Source organism: Acinetobacter guillouiae, from assembly GCF_002370525.2.
GTDB classification, from domain to species: Bacteria; Pseudomonadota; Gammaproteobacteria; order Pseudomonadales; family Moraxellaceae; genus Acinetobacter; species Acinetobacter guillouiae.
The window spans coordinates 1,552,976-1,571,080 of record NZ_AP014630.1 but is presented as its reverse complement, the minus strand read 5'-3'; the positions used below and the strand labels follow the sequence as shown (position 1 = coordinate 1,571,080).

The window sequence follows — 18,105 nt, the reverse complement described above, 5'->3', positions numbered from 1 at the left end:
TTACTTTGAAATCGTTCTATTACTTAATTGTGTTTAAACGCTTTACAACTTCTTCACCGACTTCACGTGGTGATTGTGGGTTTTGACCAGTAATAATTCGATCATCAACAATCACATACGATGTAAATGGAAATAAACCTTGCTTATAGTCTGCACCCTTAGACTTCAAATTATCCTCAAGAAAAAAAGGCACTTGTTTTTTCATACCAGATAAAGACTCTTCAATATTCGAAAAACCTGTGACTTTACGATTTGCGATCAATGGCTGACCTTGTTCATCTTTCAATGCAAGTAATCCTGCAACACCGTGACATACAGCCGAAACAACACCGCCTTGGCGATAAATTTGTTCACTTAGCAGTGTTAATTCAGGGTTATTTGGAAAATCCCACATCACACCATGACCACCTGTAAAATAAATCGCTTTATAATCAGATGCCTTTACATCACTTGGTTTCATCGTATGATTCAGTCGTGACATAAATGCTTTGTCCGCCAAATGCGCATGTGCTTCTTTATCCATATAAATCCATTTTTGACTACGTTCATCGAGTGGAACGACTCCACCTTTTGGACTGATGAAATCCATTTCATAACCTGCTTGACGTGCAACATCATAAAAATGAGTTAACTCCGTTACCCAAAGCCCTGTTGTGTCCTCACGTGATGGATATTTCGCATGATTTGTCATCACCACTAAAATCTTACCTTTAGTAGGTGTTGTTGATGGGTTACTATTATTTGCTTCAGATGCGTAAGCAAAAGGCATGCTGAATAATAATGCAATGACAACCAATAAACTTTGTATTACGCGCTCGTTCATCGCTTGAAGTGTAGCCATGATCTTTCTTCTCCGTATTTGTCCATGTTTAACTATAAGCTTAAAGTTAAGTTTAAGGTCAAGTGTTTATTTTTCTTATCATATATGTTTAGCACTGTTTTTAAATTCTTACTATTTCTATTTTAAAAAAAAATTTAGCTTACACATAAGCTTAGAGAATCTTACGATTCTCTAAGCTTATCTTCAATTCACCGCCCTCACACTGCCCTGCAAACCTTTCTGAACATCCTGCACAAAGCCATCCCCTTTATTGAATTTAGGCTTAGTCTTGGCTTTAGCCTCAGACTGTACCTGTTCATACTCAACAAGCTCATCCATATAAAACTCCTCTACCAAATCCAATCCCTCCTCCGAATTCACCTCAAACCTCGCATTGCCATACCCTTGCCGTGCCATCTGATCTAAAGCCATCTGATTAAATCCTGAAGCTTTACTTTGTTGATCAATGTCTTTTGCCATCTGAATCGCTTGTTGCAGATTGACACCATCACGTAGTGTTAAATCCACGTAATACACAGGGATACGATAACTTTGTGTTGTGGACTTGCCTCGTAGGGTGAGTTGTAGTGGTAGGCATGAAAGTAAACCGTTGGATGCTGCATGGTAATAGCTCAGTCGTGCTGCCAAAGTCCGAATGCTGTTAAAACCTGTCGTTCTAAAGATGAATGTACCCAGTTCATCAGATTCATCTAAGTTCACATGCAAACGTCCATAAAGTTTACAGTTGCCACCTTGTGCCAATGGACATAGATCAGGCGATGGACATGGATGTTGCTCTATCCCTTGATTGGTCAGTCGTTGACAGAGCTCACCATTCCCTACACACACAGGACGTCCTGTTTGACGGTCAAATAAATTGTACTCCGCACGTAGATTGAGTTCAGGATCATTGAAGATCATACGGATTGGTATGGTTCTGAGTTTTTGGTTTTGTGCTTTGGCTCGCAGTTGTTCATCAAGCGGATGCTTGACCCATCCATCCTTGCCTTGAATTTGACTGGTAATGGTGAACTGGTCATCTTTTTCGGGCAGTCGCTTGCCATTCTTTTCTACCACTTTACCGATACTGATGCGCCCAAGTATATGTGGTGTAATGGCTAAACCTTTAATCATATTAATGTCCTCTATGCTGTTGTATGGTTTGGAACCGTTTTGCGTTGTTGGGTTAAAAATAAAATGGCATAAAAAATCCCATACACCGAAGTATGGGATTTGGGTTTGTAAGGGGTTAGGTATTTTGCTTAGGCTAATCGATATAAATATTAAAGCGCCGTGAACCTGTTTTACTTTGTGGAAATTGATTGAGATATTCAGGATGCTGTTTGAGTAAAGCCTTGCTGTCTAAGCTGATTGAGTCTTTGACCTTTTTCCACGTAACTGAACCTGTTAAAAATATTGCTCGTTCTGCCTGTTGCATCTTGGCTTGCAGTTGGTGTTTAAGTAGATCAAATTGCTCCTGATGTTTTTCAATTTGATGGCGTGCTTGTATCAATTGTTCAAATTGTTGATTGGCTTGTGTATCTTCGGATAAGTCTGTAGTGCTGAGTGGTACGTGTTCTGGATAAAGTACTTGTAAAGCTTTCGCGGCTGATTCAGATGCATTTGCATCAGGTGGTGTATCTTTTACCACACACTCCCAAAAGTGTCGTTCAGCATTGATGATATGTTGGATCACTGATTCTGAACGGGTTACTTTAAAAATACGGGTTTCATGCCCACAGATCAGTACGCAGATATGTGCTGCTTTCTTGCCTGTGACTGCCAACTGATGTTGTACTTGGCACAACACGTATAGAGGTACGCCATCCCGCCATAGTTTTGCGCCATGTTCCCCTGCGGTTTTACATTCCAATATCTGTACATCTGCATCACCAACAACAGAGTAATCCAAGTTTGCCAACATAAAGTGTTTATCAGGTTCAGGGTGTTGTAATACTGCATTGACTCGACGTACCTTATAATTGGTATGGATACTGTAGTATTCAGCCACCAAAGGCTCTAGGCGTTTGCCCCAGTATAAGGGTGCATGCCCTTCACTTTCATCTTCTATATCTTGTTGGATACGACCTGTTTTAATCATCCACAGTTCCAGCATCGACATATAGGGATTCAGCCCACAGGCTGCGGTACAATCACTGCTACCAATGCCTTGTTTACGCACATTGAGCCATTCGGCTTGTGACATGCTTTTGGTTTCAGCTAAGCGTTTGGGTTGCTTTTTTCGTCTTGAAGGTAATGAATAAGCTTTTGATCCTATTACAGGACCTATGATGGGTTGGGGTAAATTTGCTATATTTTGTCTCATGATGTATTCCTCTAAATTCTAGTTTGAAAGACATAAAAAAATCCCATGCCTTTTTGGCATGGGATTAGAATTGAAATCGGTATGTTTAAATGGTATTTAGTCGATGCGATAACTCAGCTTAATTTCGTCAAACGTTGCAAGACGGATAAAGTCAGTATGGTAGATGTGTTGATACCCATCTAAGACCAGATATTAAGGGTGTGGTATTTCATCCACTGTCCTCACCTGCACATCGTGAAAGGGGTAAAGTAAAACCACGAAATCCCCATCCTTTCTAACAACACTTTCAGCTTGTCTATGCCCTAAAACTGCAACTACATCAGCATATAGAGTTCGCCTTGCTTCAAGTTGTCCTTTTAAATTTCGTGCACCTGGTACATTTTTTTTAACTCCAGAACTAGGATCAATAATTACCTTATCTTCAATTACTTCAGTTAAATATAGGTCAACTACATCTTTTACGGTTAATACTTTATCTGCCTCGAGTTGCTTTTCTTTTTTATTTTTCAGCACATTTTTTTCTGCTTTTTTCTCTGTAGCTGGACATATCCCTTGTGACCTTAATAACTTCAAACGCTGAAGTTCAATGCGAGCCTCAGCAAGTGACATATCGGGATAACGCCCCAATGTAATTTTTTTTAAAGAATTATCTATCGGGCTTCTATAACGATAAACGAAGCTTTTCAAACCAGTCTTACCACAAACTACTCTCAAACCTGAATATTCACCAATATCGATCTTTACAGCATCTCCTTTCTTCATTTTATCTATAGCTCGTGCAGATCATGCCATTTTCTTTTTGTTGCTAATTTCCGCACTCATCTTCGGATTCCTTTTTGTGAATCAGCCTCAATTTGTTAAGATGGCGACCGAGAGAAACCAATTTGTTTCCTCACACATTGTTGACTCAATTTTGGCACTAATAAAAGTACACTAAAGCGATGCTTTTTCCTTTGCTTAGGTCAGATTTGCACAGAAGTTGTTAGAATTGGTTAGATAGCCAAACTTTCAAAATAAACTTATTTATTATTTAAATTTAGAGATTTAACATACATGAATAGCATGGAAACAATGGCTGACTTATCCTCCCACACCCCAATGATGCAGCAATATCTAAAAGTAAAAATGCAGCATCCACACTCTTTAATGTTCTATCGCATGGGCGATTTTTACGAACTGTTCTTTGACGATGCTAAAAAAGCCGCAAAACTTTTGGGTATTACCCTCACTCATCGTGGTAAAGCCAATGGTGAACCTATTCCAATGGCGGGTGTTCCATACCATGCTGCGGAAGGCTATTTGGCGCGTTTGGTTAAAAAAGGCGAAGCGGTTGTCATCTGTGAGCAAATTGGTGAAGTCACAGGTAAGGGACCTGTTGAACGCGGTGTAGTGCGAATTATTACCCCTGGAACATTGACCGATGATGCCCTGTTAACCGCAACACAAGCATCGAATCTTGTTGCAATCTGCTTTCAACAAAACCAAATTGGTATGGCACTGCTGGATTTAAGTGCTGGTATTTTTAAAGTTCAACAACAAGAATTTAAATCTGAAAGCTTGGCGATTGAATTAGCTCGCTTAATGCCAAGTGAGATATTGGTCGATGAGGACATTGTCGACCCAAATATTATTGAAGATATTAAACGACAAATTGAATGCCCGATTACCAAACGGCCCAATGTCGATTTTAATTTAAATAACGCACAAAAAACCTTATGTGACCAATTCGCAGTTTCCACACTTTCTGGTTTTGGTATTGACCATCTACCCTTGGCTAAAGCGGCTGCTGCTGCACTGATTCATTATGCCAAAGAAACTCAAAAAACTGCGTTACCACATATTCGTTCAATTAAATTAGAACAAAGCTCAGATTTTATTGCGCTTGATCCTGTTACACGCCGTAATTTAGAAATTATTGATCCTTTATTTGAGCACGGCACTTCGCTGTTTAGCTTAATCAATGACTGCCAAACAGCAATGGGCGGACGATTGCTGGCACGTACTTTGATGCAGCCCATTCGTGATACTCAAATCTTAGATGCGCGTTTAGATGCGACGGATACTTTACTCAAAGGCTATCATGAAAGTCCTGTTCGCTTAGTCTTAAAAGAAATTGGCGATATTGAACGGGTTTTAAGTCGTGTTGCACTTGGCAGTGCACGTCCTCGTGATTTGGTGCAGCTTCGTCAAGCATGTGCACAAATCCCATTCTTAAGACATGCAATCCAACCGATTCTTGAGACTCAGCAATCTAAATTGATTGTGCAATTGAATGAAGAATTGGGCGATTTTAATGGATTACACCAACGTTTACTGTCTGCGATTGTTGAACACCCACCTGTATTACTGCGTGATGGCAATGTAATTGCAGAAGGTTTTGATGATGAGCTCGATGAACTGCGTAAAATCCGTGATCACGCAGGCCAATTCCTGATTGATTTAGAAATCAAAGAGCGAGAAAACACGGGCATTAATACCCTGAAGATTGGTTATAACCGTGTCAGTGGTTACTATATCGAACTCACCCGTGCCCAAGCTGAACAAGCGCCTGATCATTACATCCGTCGTCAGACGCTGAAAAATGCCGAGCGTTATATCACCCCAGAATTAAAATCTTTTGAAGATAAAGTACTTTCCAGTGAATCACGTGCGCTTGCGCGAGAAAAACTACTCTTTGAAATGTTACTGGAAGAATTAAGAGCGGATATTGCCAATTTACAAATGATGAGTGCATCGATTGCCCATATCGATTTATTGGCAAACTTTGCCCATCAGGCCCGTTTGAATAATTGGAATCGACCTGAATACAGCCCAGAAATCGGGATCAAAATTACCGCAGGTCGCCACCCTGTAGTTGAGTCACTCAGTAAAACGCCATTTACCCCTAATGATACCCTACTCGATTTCAATCATCGTATGGCGATCATTACAGGGCCAAACATGGGCGGAAAATCAACCTTTATGCGTCAAACTGCTCTGATTAGTTTGCTGGCGTATTGTGGTAGTTTCGTCCCAGCTAAAACAGCGAAGTTAGGACCAATTGACCGTATATTTACTCGAATAGGCTCTGCTGATGATTTATCTACTGGTAAATCTACCTTTATGGTAGAAATGACAGAAACATCTCAGATTTTGCACCATGCAACCAATCAGTCTTTGGTGCTTATGGATGAAGTTGGTCGTGGTACAAGTACTTATGATGGACTATCCCTAGCTTGGGCATGTGTGCTTGATCTAACCAAACGAATCAAATGTTTATGTCTCTTTGCCACACATTATTTTGAATTAACTGAACTTTCAAAAGAAGTGGCAATTGATAACTACCATGTGACTGCCAAAGAGTTAAATGGTAATTTGATTCTATTGCATAAAGTACAACAAGGTCCTGCCAGCCAAAGTCATGGTTTACAAGTTGCAAAACTTGCAGGGATCCCTGCGGGGGTGATTAAAGAAGCGCAAAAGCGTTTAAAAATTTTAGAGAAACAACAACAGCAACAATTGCAATCCGTTGTGCAAAATGACTTATTTGCAGAAGTTGAAACCGTTGAGCCTGAAAAGTTTGAACACATCATTGAAATTGAAAAAGTCGTTGAAGTTGAAAAGTCATCACCAGTACTCGATGCTTTAGCAAATATTGATGTCGATGATTTAACCCCTCGCCAAGCACTTGATCACCTCTATGCATTAAAAGCAGTACTAAATGCATAAGCAGTAACAGCTATCCAGTCTAAGTAAGTTTGAAATCCTCTACTTAGGCTGGAAATAACTTGCGTCTATTGATCTTTAAAGAGCAATCTAGACGATAATTTAAAGCACTCCATAATAGGTGATTGAGTACTAAGTTTTAGGAGAATAATATCAATATCTCACTTAAGCCCCTGCAGCTTTCCGATATAGATCTCATTTGGCAACATATTGATCGACGTGAATTAATCACCCAAATGTATCTACAACAAAAGCAAAAATTACATTTGGTCGATTGTTTTTATGATGTGCAAAGCTGGGATGAATATCATTTAGAAAATGATCCTCCGCTGTTAAAGCAGCATCTTATTCAAGGTGGACGATGTGTGGGTGCATTCAATCAATTGAATCGATTAATTGGTGTGCAACTGGTATCTAATCAAGTCATCGCAGATTATCCTGAAGCGAAGCTATTACAGTATTTTTATGTCGATGCAAATCATCAAGGCCTTGGTCTTGGTACACAGCTCATGCACTCAACGATAAAATCAGCTGAGCAACTTGGTGCACAACAACTGTATATTTCAGCAACACCAACCCAGCGTACTGTTGACTTTTATCTTAAACAAGGCGCGCAGGTCTTAGAAAAACCTGATCAACAATTATGGGAATTAGAACCTGAAGATATTCATCTTATCTATACATTGTCATGATCTAACGGATACTGAAAATACAGCTCTAAATAATTATAAAGATGATGGCTGACTAAAAAACCAGCACACGAAGGTGATAATCCCATTTCGCTTCTGTGATTTAGTCTCATATTTATGTTCTTTTTTGAATATGTTTAGCATTTTTTCACCTATGGCTACATCAAAATAACAGCGCATATTTTAAAAAATGCATAATTCATCACAAGTTAGGAGAATTTTCTATAAAAAAAATTGATTTAGCAGGTTCTTCTATATTAAATATCAATAAAAGCAATTGTTAGTTTGCGGCGTTTTCCCTAAAATACAGCATTATTAATTAGAACCATATTTTTAGGTAGCTGACGCCATGACCTTTGTTGTCACTGAAAATTGTATTAAGTGTAAATATCAAGACTGCGTAGAAGTATGTCCAGTAGACTGTTTTTATGAAGGTCCAAATTTCCTAGTCATTAGTCCAGACGAATGTATTGACTGTGCGCTATGTGAACCTGAGTGTCCTGCAAATGCAATTTTCTCTGAAGATGAACTCCCTGAAGGTCAAGAAGTATTTATTGAACTAAATGCTGAACTTGCTCAAAAATGGCCAAACATTACTCAAATCGGTGATCAACCTGAAGATCGTGAAGAGTGGAATGGTAAAGCCGATAAATTACAATACTTAGAAAAATAAGTATTGTATAAAAAAGATCAGCTTAGGCTGATCTTTTTGCATTTTAATATGTAAATTGTACATTTATTTGCAATTTATCCATAATACACGCACCAAACTAGACTAAAATAGCCCGTTACTTGCTTTAGCTAATATTGAGAATGAAATTTATTTTGAAAGGTTTACTTGCTGTCGGTGTTACTACAATGATTCTGGCTGGATGTACATCTTCCCCTCAAAAGAATCCAACAATTAGCACGTCGCATGGTCAGCGTATTTACATCCCCGAAGAAAAAATTACGATTGAGCGCCCCATTCCTCCTAAAACCATGCCTTCATCTTATCGCCAATGGTTGATCTATGGCGATAATCAGTCACGTGCACGTGATTATGAACGTTTTCTTGAACAAAATAATGCTGGAAATATTATTCCTAGTTTTGAGTTATTTAAAACTGCGCGTGATTGGGACAAGTGTGGTAAGTCTGAATATATGATTCCAAGTCGTGAGCTTTGGAGTAATCAATTACCGACATTAAAAGTATTTAAATACTTGGTTGCCTCTAAAGTTCTGACTGATTTTACTGTAACCTCGGTATATCGAGACTTACCTTTAAACCAATGTGCCGGTGGTGCTGGATCTTCACGTCACTTATTCAATTCAGCCATTGATTTCCGTATTGGGCCAGAAAATCCTCAACCTCAAGATTATGCGTATATTGAACATACCAAATTCAAATTATGCCAGTTCTGGTCGCAGTATGGCCAAAGCTTAAACATGGGCTTAGGACTGTATGCTTCAGGGCAAATCCATATTGATACTCAAGGTTATCGTACTTGGGGACCTGATCTCACCCGTAATAGCTCAATGTGTAATTTTTAATACCCCATATTCAATTTAAAAGAGATCGATAAGATCTCTTTTTTATGACCAAGCATTTGATCATTGGCTATATTTTAGTTCAAAACACTCTTAAATAAAAAACGCCCAATGAAATTCATCGGGCGTTTTTTGAAATAAAATCAATCTATTTCAAACGTCAATCAACTGGATATCAATCTAGTCAATTGCAGGCGTATAGGTACCATCAGCAATCGCATCTTTAATACGATCCGCTTCTTCTAATACCAAGGCAAGAAGATTCTTGACGTTTTCTAAAGTTGCAACTGGACTTAAAGTGGTCATTTTCAAAGATTGAACCTGTCCAACTTTAGTTACACCAATATTGGCTTCACCACGCGCAAATAATTCATCTGCAACGTTTTGATTCAAAGTATCAAGTAATTCAACTGGATAATTGTCAGGTATTACACGGAATAATACCGATGCAAATTGTGGATCAATCAGCATTTCCAAACCAGCAGTAGCATTGATGTAATCTGCCACTTCACGAGTTAGCTTAACGCCATGGTCAATCATTGAACCATAAAGCTCTTCACCTAGGTTTTCAATCGTCATCCACAATTTCAACGCATCAAAACGGCGTGTAGTTTGTAGAGATTTAGACACTAGGTTCGGTACACCATGCTCTTCATCATAAGCAGAATTTAAATATTCAGCTTCATAATGCATGAAACGATAGTTCGCTTCATCTTTCAACAAGAACGCACCACATGAAATACTTTGGAAATAATGCTTATGGAAATCCAATGTAATCGAATCAGACAATTCAATACCATCAAGCATTGAACGGTAGTCATTCGATAAGATCAGTGCACCACCCCACGCTGCGTCGATATGCATCCACGCGCCATATTTATTGGTGATTTCACGCACTTTCTTCAATGGATCAATCGCACCTGCATCGGTTGTCCCTGCAGTCGCAACGACACAAGCAACAATTTTACCTTCAGCCTGTAAATGCGCCATGGTTTTTTCGAGCGCATCAACATCCATCTGCGCATTTTCATTGACTGGAACAGTCACCACAGATTGGAAGCCCATGCCCATCATCGCCATGTTCTTTTGCACAGAAAAATGTGCATTTTCAGAACAGATCACTTTGACATTACGCATGGCATCACTTGGAACGCCATCACGTTGCACAGACCAAGGCAGACCATTTTCGTCTTTCCAGTTCTTGGCAATACACCAGTCACGCGCTAACAATACGCCCATCAAGTTAGATTGAGTACCGCCAGAGGTGAACACACCTGCCTGACCTGCACCATAACCTACTTTTTGACGCAGCCAGTCGATCAATTGAACTTCCATCAAAGAACCTGCTGGGCTTTGATCCCATGAGTCCATTGATTGGTTGGTCGCATTAATCAAGACTTCAGCAATTTGACTTGTCACCATGGTTGGGCAATGCAAATGTGCTAAAGAGTGCGGATGATGTACTTTCAAACTTTTGTTCAGGAAAAGCTCAACCATACGCTCAAGCGATTGGTGTAAACCTAGACCTTGTTTAGACGGTGCAAAAGAAATCGCTTCACGAAGTTCTTTAATGCTCCCACCTGTGTACATTTTGTCATTTTGCAACCATGCTGCGACCGCTTTAGTCGCCTCACCCATTGCTGACTCATAGTCAGCAATAGATTGAGCATCATTGCAGAGTAACGCTTTACGATGTTCTGCAAAATCTACCATGAATTAAGCGCCTCGAACTGCAATAAGAGCCTCTGCAACCGCTTTCTTAAAGCGCGCAATAGCTTCTTCACATTCTTCTTGAGTAATGATCAATGGGCAAAGTAAACGAATCACCGTACCGCTACGGCCGCCTTTTTCTAACAATAATTTATTGTTAAAACATGCCGTTTGAATTGCAGCAGCCAATTGTGAATCCGCAGGAAGAGAACCCATATGATCCGCTTGCTTACGCTCATCCACAATTTCGATACCGATCATTAAACCGCGACCACGAACATTACCAATACATGGGAATTCTTGCGCTAATTTTTTCAATTCAGCTTGTAAGAAATCACCACGTTGTTGCGCATTTTGTGCAAGGTTTTGCTCTTTAATGGTATTGATCGTTGCAAGACCAGTACCCATTGCAAGTTGGTTACCACGGAAAGTGCCTGTGTGACCTGCAGGTTGCCAAGCATCAAACTTACGTTTAATACCCAAAACAGCCAATGGTAAGCTACCACCCACTGCTTTTGACATCACCACAACATCAGGTTCAATACCAGCATGTTCAAAAGCAAACATTTTGCCTGAACGTGCAAAGCCCGCTTGAACTTCGTCCAAAATCAACACAATGTTATGACGCTCAGTCACTTCACGGATTTTTTGCAACCATTTCGCAGGTGCTGTAACCACACCGCCTTCACCTTGAATTGCTTCAAGAATCACAGCTGCAGGCTTAGTTACACCGCTTTCGACATCTTCAATGAAGTTTTCGAAATAATAAGTTAAGGCATCAACACCTGCTTCACCGCCAACACCCAACGGGCAACGGTATTCATGCGGGTATGGCATAAATTGTACGCCTGGCATTAAGCCATTTACCGCATTTTTAGCAGATAAGTTACCTGTCATCGCTAACGCGCCATGAGTCATCCCATGGTAACCGCCAGAGAAACTGATAACTGTATTGCGACCTGTATAGGTTTTCGCCAATTTAATCGCTGCTTCTGTACCATCTGCACCAGATGGGCCACAGAACTGTAAGCAATACTCTTCTTGCCCACCCGGAAGTTGTGCAAGCAGTGCTTCAGTGAAAGCATCTTTTAAAGGCGTTGTTAAATCTAAAGTATGTAAAGGGAGACCACTCGCTAAAGTGTCTTGAATACTTTTAATCACCGCAGGATGGTTATGGCCTAATGCCAATGTTCCTGCCCCAGCTAAACAATCGAGGTACTTTGTACCTTCAACATCGGTAACCCAACAACCATGTGCTTCCGCTATCGCTAACGGTAATTTACGTGGATAACTACGAACATTCGATTCCATCTGACTTTGGCGAGTCAAGTAGTATTCGTTTGTGGAAGTGGCAGCAGGATTTACAGAAGTAACGCTCATATCGAATTACCATCTCTGATATGGGTTGAAAGAAATAAGTCGGGTGACTTGTGGTCCTTTGACTCGGTGCTTTATAGAAATCTAGTTAGAGTGCTTTTAATCTTCATAACTAGGAGCGCGATAATACAGTTTTTTACAAGAAAATAAATATCTTTTATGTACTTATCCACACTCCATTTATCGAAAAAAACATTTAGCTAAATCTAATTGGTTATTATCATCATACTATGTGACAAAGCAAAGAAAAGCCGATAATTAAAATCACTTTATAAATCTTAACCATTCTGATCATTTTTTATCACAACCAATCTCGATAAGCTTTTAATTTTTAAAATATTTTACTCAAAATAAAATTGCAATTCATATGCAAATTATTACAAATGCACCACAAAATCTGCCATAGTTTTCCGCAAACCAGATTTATGATTAAAAACAGATTCAATTTATACAATATATCTTTCGGTCATAAAATTTAGTCAAACAATTTTAAGGATTCATTATGCGTTATTTAGCTTTAACTACTTTACTCTTGGGAACCACACTGAGCACAATGACGATGGCAGCAGAAAATGACCCGTTAAACTACAATATTGTCAACGTTCAAGCAGATGCGACACGTCAAGTGTCTAATGATGAAATGCATGCTGTACTTTTTATTGAGAAAAACAACAAGCAACCTGCTGAGTTATCTTCTCAAATTACTCAGTTAATGAATCAAGCCATTAGCATTTCGAAAAAGTATCCACAAGTTAAAGTCGAAACAGGCTCACAAACCACTTATCCTGTTTATGACAATGACAACCAAAAATTGAAAGAATGGCGTGGTCGTGCAGAAATTCAAATTGAAAGTAAAGATTTTAAAGCGGCAAGCCAGTTAATCAACGAGTTGCAAACCAGCTTCCAAACACAATCGATTAATTTCACAGTATCTGATGAACAACGTAAAAAAGTTGAAAATGAATTGATGGTTGAGGCTTCAAAGAACTTCCAACAACGCGCGCAAATTTTGACTCAAGCATGGAATAAATCGTCTTATAACTTGGTCAATATCAACATCAATACCAGTAACTCTTATCCGCAACCAGTATATGCAGCACGTGCATCTATGGCTAAGTTCGAAGCTGCCGATGCAGTCGGTGGTCAGAACATGGCCGCTGGTGAATCAAAAATCACAGTCAATGCCAATGGTTCGATCCAGTTTAAATAAGCTTTTGATGAGTACAATGACCGTGCTTATGCGCGGTTTTTTGCTATTGCGTTATATAAATTTGCTATTGCAATATAAAAAAGTAAATATTTGATTAAAAAATCTATTAATTTGAATTAAACAATAGTTTTAAATGATAATCATCCTGATTTAAAAATATGCTTGAAGAGATTAAGATACGCACAATTTCAAATGCCTAGCTCTTTATGAAAATTTCAAGCCATAGAACACCTGACTTCACCCTGTTTAAACCCTCACATCTCAGCCTTGCAATTGCTGTTTCACTTAGCTTTATATCCAATACTGCTTTTGCCGAAGACAATCAAGAAACGTCAACGCAAACACTTAAAACAATCACCGTACAAGCTGAAGGAAACTGGCTTGAAGCAGCCAATGCTGAAAAAGTTCACAAGCATGCAGGCGCACGTACCATTATTGATCGTAAAAAAATGGACGAATCTGCGGTGACCTCTATCCGTGATGCGCTAAAACAAGTGCCTGGGGTTCAGGTTCAGGACAGCAATGGCACAGGTGGTAGTGATGTTTCACTCAATCTGGGTGTACGTGGCTTAACCTCTCGCCTATCACCGCGCTCTACTGTCTTGATGGATGGAGTCCCATTATCCTTCGCGCCTTATGGTCAACCACAATTGTCTATGGCACCTGTTTCAATGGGCAATATTGAATCTGTAGACGTTGTTCGTGGCGCAGGTTCAGTCCGCTTTGGGCCTCAAAACGTGGGGGGAATTATCAACTTTAATACCCGTGCAATCCCTGAAAAACTATCAGGCTCTGTTGGTTTAACCACAGAATTCGCCACAGGTACCGACCAACTCAAGTACAGTCCAAACCTGTTTATCGGCGGTACTATGGATAATGGTTTAGGTCTTGCGCTACTTTATTCAGGAACCAAAGGAAATGGCTATCGCGAAGCCAATAACGACATAGATATTGATGACGTCATGTTAAAGTCGTCATATCAATTTACAGATGCAGATTCGATTGCACTTAATCTGCATCATTATGAAGGCCGTGGCGAAATGCCTGAAGGCTTAACGACTGCGGATTATGCCAAAAACCCATACCAGTCAAACCAATACCGTAACTATTTTGCTGGCCGTCGTTCAGATGTTTCTGTTAAATACAGCCATAAAGATGAACTCAATAACTTTGAAATCCTTGGTTATTATGTCGATTCATTCCGTACCAGTGATCTAGAATCAGCTGTAGAAGGTACTGCAAATAGTCGAATTAGTAACTCTCCACGTGATTATAAATATTTTGGCATTGAACCGCGTTATTCACGCGCCTACACTTTGGGTAATATGAATAATGAAGTCACTGTCGGTTATCGCTACTTACAAGAAGACAGTTCAGAGTTTTCTGGTCGTACAGCGCCATATAATACTGCAACAGGCACACCGGGTGAACGTCTTGCCAACACCACTAGTGAAGGTGGAACCAAAGCGCATGCCGTGTATATTGATAACCGTTTTGGTCTAGGTGCACTAACCATCACTCCGGGTGTACGTTTTGAGTCTATTAAAACCCATAATGATTATACCGCTTATCAAAATGGTAAATTTATCAATACGGTGCATCCAAAAATCAATTCTGATGAGTTTTTACCAAGCCTTGCAGTGCAATACAATTTCAATGAACAATGGAATGTCTTTGCCAATGCAGCGGTTTCTTTTGGTCCTCAGCAATATAACCAGTTGGCTAAAGTCGAAAGCAACAAAGCTGTAACCACTTTAGATGGTCTGCATCCTGAAAAATCCAACAACTATGAAATTGGTACAAAATATCTCGGCAACGGTTTAAATGCTGAATTTACAGTGTTCTATTTAGACTTCGACAAAGAGCTATCACTAGAGCGCCCAGACACTATTGGAACAGGCATTTGGACCAATCTGGGGGCAACGACTCATAAAGGCGTAGAACTCGGTCTAAGTTATGACTTTGGCAACCTCTATGACTCACTTCAAGGCTTAAAAGTCTATAGTAATTATACCTTTACCAAAGCAATGTCTGAAGCAGGTAAATTTGCTGGTAAGGACTTACCGTATTATTCACGACATGTTGGAAATTTAGGGCTTGGTTATAGCTTTGACAAATGGTCTGTCAATGCAGATATGTTTGCTCAATCTAAACAACATGCGCCGGGTTCAGGCAATGTTTACCAAACCGTTGAAACGGCAGATGGTCGTACTGGTGATATCCCGGGTTATTCAACTTTTGCGGTACGTACTGGTTACGATTTTGGACAAGATTTTTACGGTTTAAAAGTTGCTGGTGGGATTAAAAACCTATTTGATCAAGAATACTTTACTCGTTCATCTGACTCTACAGGTGGTAAATACGTAGGACAGCCACGTACTTTCTATCTACAAACTTCTGTTGATTTCTAATTTTTTGAAAAACTTGTAGATTTACAAAGCATTTAAAACTAAAGCGCTAATCTCATAGATTGAGATTAGCGCTTTTTAATTACTTTTATTTGAATATATTCTATGATTATTCTCTTAAAATAGCAGTTAGAACAATCTGTAATGGAATACGAGACAATACTTCTGAGTTTAGGCTTCTTCGCTTTTTGTGCGGGTTTAATTGATGCTGCGGTGGGTGGAGGTGGATTGGTCCTACTCCCAGCATTAATGCATGCCTTTCCCAATCAAAGTCTCGCCACAGTTTTTGGAACCAATAAAATCATTGCCATGGCAGGCACTGTATCTTCTGCATTTGCTTACTTTAAGAAAGTTACGATCAATTGGAAACTTATACTACCCACAATGTTGGCAGCATTTATATTCTCTTTTTTAGGTGCAATGTCAGTTTCGTTGATACCTAAAGAGTTGATGCGTTATATCGTATTCTTTCTGCTGATCTTGATTGCAATCTACACCTTTGCCAAAAAAGACTTAGGTAAAATCCATACTGTGTTACAGACGGGTAAAAAGGAAATTGCGTTAGGTTTATTTTTTGGCGCCTTAATTGGATTTTATGATGGAATTTTTGGCCCAGGGACAGGCAGTTTTTTACTCTTTCTGTTTGTGAAAGTATTTGCTTTTGATTTTTTAAATGCTTCTGCATCTGCCAAGTTGGTCAATGTCGCCACCAATATTGCTGCCATGTTTTTCTTTATCCCTTCTGGGCATATTTTATGGATGGCTGGCATCATTTTAGCAGTTTGCAATGTTTTAGGCTCACTTGCGGGTACTGCTTTAGCATTTAAATATGGGAGTGGTTTTATTCGTATTTTCTTTTTAATTCTACTGGTGTTTTTAATTGGCCGAATGGGCTATGACTTATTTTTCAGTTAGCCATTGATTCTATAGTCAACCTGTCAAAAACTCAGACATAAGAATACAATTTCTCTCAATTAATATTTTTTAATTAAATCAATTGTATGGGAAAATAAATTGTTTGATTATAAAAAAGCTTGCAATGCCACACCTTACATTCAAAGTTTAAATCCCTTTGCGTAGGCGATGCCTCACTTTTCAGAGATGAAAAGATACCGTCTTAACTGTCAAGCAAATTATTTAAGGATTCATGCCTTATAATTTGCCTGATAAGGTTGTTGGTTTTTAAGAACACCATAGCAAAGATGAATTAACTTTCGCATAGCAGCAGCAATCGCTACCATTTTAGTTTTCCCTTTCGCTAAGAGCCGTTCGCTCAACTCTTTAATATGAGGATTGTACCGAGTTGCAACAATGGCAGCCATATATAAACCCGATCGAATTTTAGGTGAACCGGCTTTAGATAAGCGACTTTTTCCAAGCACAGAACTACCAGATTGTCTATGAATGGGAACTAAACCCACAAATGCAGCAGCTTGGCTTGCTTTTTCAAAAGAATGAGCACGTAAAAAAACAAGCATTAATAAACTGGTACGCTCAGCAATTGCTGGAATGCTTTCAAGAAGTTTTTGATCACGTTTAAGCTCATGGTCTTGATCAATATGGTTTTGAATTTGTGTATCTAGATTCTGAATTTGCCTAGTTAATGATTTAATATTGGTCTTAATAGACTTTAAAATTGGTACAACTATTAGAGTGGAGTTTGCTTTTTCCAAACGATTTTGTTCACGTTTTAAGTCGTTCGCAAGACTTGACCTTCTATCTAATAAAGCATTGAGCAATCGGATATTATCAGGAGTGGGTTGCCATAAATGTAAATCTACAGTCATTGCAAATCTCGCCAATACTTCACTATCGATTTTGTCAGTTTTATTAAGCTTAGAGATACTTTGAGCAAAATATCGAGTACGGGCTGGGTTAGCCACACAAACTTGAAATTTTAAATCAAATAAAAATTGAGCTAACAGTTCATGATAGACGGATGTTGCTTCCATTAAGGCTCTAGTTTCTTCAGCAACAAGACCAAAACGATTTAACCATGATAACAATTGATGAAATCCTTTATTGCTATTGGAAAAGCATTTAGTTTTTATTTTTCCACTAGAGTCATCAAGAAATAAACAACAATCGAATTTAGCTTTAGAAACATCAATGCCAAGATAAAACATAGCTTCACCTAATTATTGCTTGAATTAATATTAAAAAACCACAGTCTTTTCTTGTGAATGCAGCATCAAAGTGCTTAGCTACCGTCCAGATTTATGTCAGTGGTTAGGTGTAAATTGTAGGTTTAATCTTTTCAGGAAACTCGAAGTTTTAGTGACAAACCAAACTCTACAATTTACGTGTAGTGATAGCTAATCACTACAAAG

Annotated in this window: 14 protein-coding genes; 7 read left to right on the top strand and 7 right to left on the bottom strand. The window is 39.0% G+C overall.

Going from position 1 to position 18,105, the window contains the following annotated elements:
* Positions 1-19: 19 nt before the first annotated feature.
* The 4 genes from AS4_RS07265 to AS4_RS07250 all read right to left on the bottom strand — a co-directional run bounded on the left by AS4_RS07265 (position 20) and on the right by AS4_RS07250 (position 3,917).
* The gene (locus AS4_RS07265; protein ID WP_227548139.1) at positions 20-841 is read right to left on the bottom strand and encodes a type 1 glutamine amidotransferase domain-containing protein; all 822 of its coding nucleotides are present in this window, start codon (positions 839-841) and stop codon (positions 20-22) included.
* A 183-nt stretch (positions 842-1,024) separates the two neighbouring features.
* The gene (locus AS4_RS07260) at positions 1,025-1,954 is read right to left on the bottom strand and encodes a recombination directionality factor (RefSeq protein ID WP_096733691.1); all 930 of its coding nucleotides are present in this window, start codon (positions 1,952-1,954) and stop codon (positions 1,025-1,027) included.
* Positions 1,955-2,087: 133 nt separating this feature from the next.
* Positions 2,088-3,146: a YqaJ viral recombinase family nuclease gene (locus AS4_RS07255; RefSeq protein ID WP_096733690.1), complete on the bottom strand. Its 1,059-nt coding sequence runs from the start codon at positions 3,144-3,146 to the stop codon at positions 2,088-2,090.
* Between the two features lie 192 nt (positions 3,147-3,338).
* Complete coding sequence (locus AS4_RS07250; protein WP_264757331.1) at positions 3,339-3,917, bottom strand: Arm DNA-binding domain-containing protein; 579 nt, start codon at positions 3,915-3,917, stop codon at positions 3,339-3,341.
* A gap of 282 nt (positions 3,918-4,199) precedes the next feature.
* On the opposite strand from AS4_RS07250, the gene mutS reads away from it, so the two are divergent.
* The 4 genes from mutS (at position 4,200) to AS4_RS07230 (ending at position 9,073) form a co-directional block, all read left to right on the top strand.
* Positions 4,200-6,854 carry a DNA mismatch repair protein MutS gene (gene mutS / locus AS4_RS07245; RefSeq protein ID WP_096733689.1) on the top strand — a complete coding sequence of 885 codons (2,655 nt, stop codon included), beginning with the start codon at positions 4,200-4,202 and terminating at the stop codon, positions 6,852-6,854.
* Positions 6,855-7,009: 155 nt separating this feature from the next.
* Positions 7,010-7,543, top strand: a complete 534-nt coding sequence (locus AS4_RS07240; protein WP_406565195.1) for a GNAT family N-acetyltransferase — start codon at positions 7,010-7,012, stop codon at positions 7,541-7,543.
* 346 nt (positions 7,544-7,889) lie between these two features.
* On the top strand, positions 7,890-8,213 hold the full coding sequence (gene fdxA, locus AS4_RS07235) for a ferredoxin FdxA (RefSeq protein WP_004721686.1): 324 nt from the start codon (positions 7,890-7,892) through the stop codon (positions 8,211-8,213).
* A gap of 140 nt (positions 8,214-8,353) precedes the next feature.
* The gene (locus tag AS4_RS07230) at positions 8,354-9,073 is read left to right on the top strand and encodes a D-Ala-D-Ala carboxypeptidase family metallohydrolase (RefSeq protein ID WP_004721687.1); all 720 of its coding nucleotides are present in this window, start codon (positions 8,354-8,356) and stop codon (positions 9,071-9,073) included.
* A gap of 177 nt (positions 9,074-9,250) precedes the next feature.
* Here AS4_RS07230 and AS4_RS07225 read toward each other — a convergent pair whose 3' ends face one another.
* The gene (locus AS4_RS07225) at positions 9,251-10,783 is read right to left on the bottom strand and encodes a pyridoxal phosphate-dependent decarboxylase family protein (protein ID WP_096733687.1); all 1,533 of its coding nucleotides are present in this window, start codon (positions 10,781-10,783) and stop codon (positions 9,251-9,253) included.
* Between the two features lie 3 nt (positions 10,784-10,786).
* Positions 10,787-12,160 carry a diaminobutyrate--2-oxoglutarate transaminase gene (locus tag AS4_RS07220; protein ID WP_004721690.1) on the bottom strand — a complete coding sequence of 458 codons (1,374 nt, stop codon included), beginning with the start codon at positions 12,158-12,160 and terminating at the stop codon, positions 10,787-10,789.
* 499 nt (positions 12,161-12,659) lie between these two features.
* On the opposite strand from AS4_RS07220, the gene AS4_RS07215 reads away from it, so the two are divergent.
* From AS4_RS07215 to AS4_RS07205, 3 genes are all read left to right on the top strand, one after another.
* The gene (locus tag AS4_RS07215) at positions 12,660-13,367 is read left to right on the top strand and encodes an SIMPL domain-containing protein (protein ID WP_004721692.1); all 708 of its coding nucleotides are present in this window, start codon (positions 12,660-12,662) and stop codon (positions 13,365-13,367) included.
* 206 nt (positions 13,368-13,573) lie between these two features.
* The gene (locus AS4_RS07210; protein ID WP_096733686.1) at positions 13,574-15,778 is read left to right on the top strand and encodes a TonB-dependent receptor family protein; all 2,205 of its coding nucleotides are present in this window, start codon (positions 13,574-13,576) and stop codon (positions 15,776-15,778) included.
* Between the two features lie 141 nt (positions 15,779-15,919).
* The gene (locus tag AS4_RS07205; RefSeq protein WP_096733685.1) at positions 15,920-16,690 is read left to right on the top strand and encodes a sulfite exporter TauE/SafE family protein; all 771 of its coding nucleotides are present in this window, start codon (positions 15,920-15,922) and stop codon (positions 16,688-16,690) included.
* 230 nt (positions 16,691-16,920) lie between these two features.
* Here the strand turns inward: AS4_RS07205 and AS4_RS07200 are convergent, their stop codons facing one another.
* Positions 16,921-17,901 carry an IS110 family RNA-guided transposase gene (locus AS4_RS07200; protein WP_096733684.1) on the bottom strand — a complete coding sequence of 327 codons (981 nt, stop codon included), beginning with the start codon at positions 17,899-17,901 and terminating at the stop codon, positions 16,921-16,923.
* Positions 17,902-18,105: the final 204 nt, after the last annotated feature.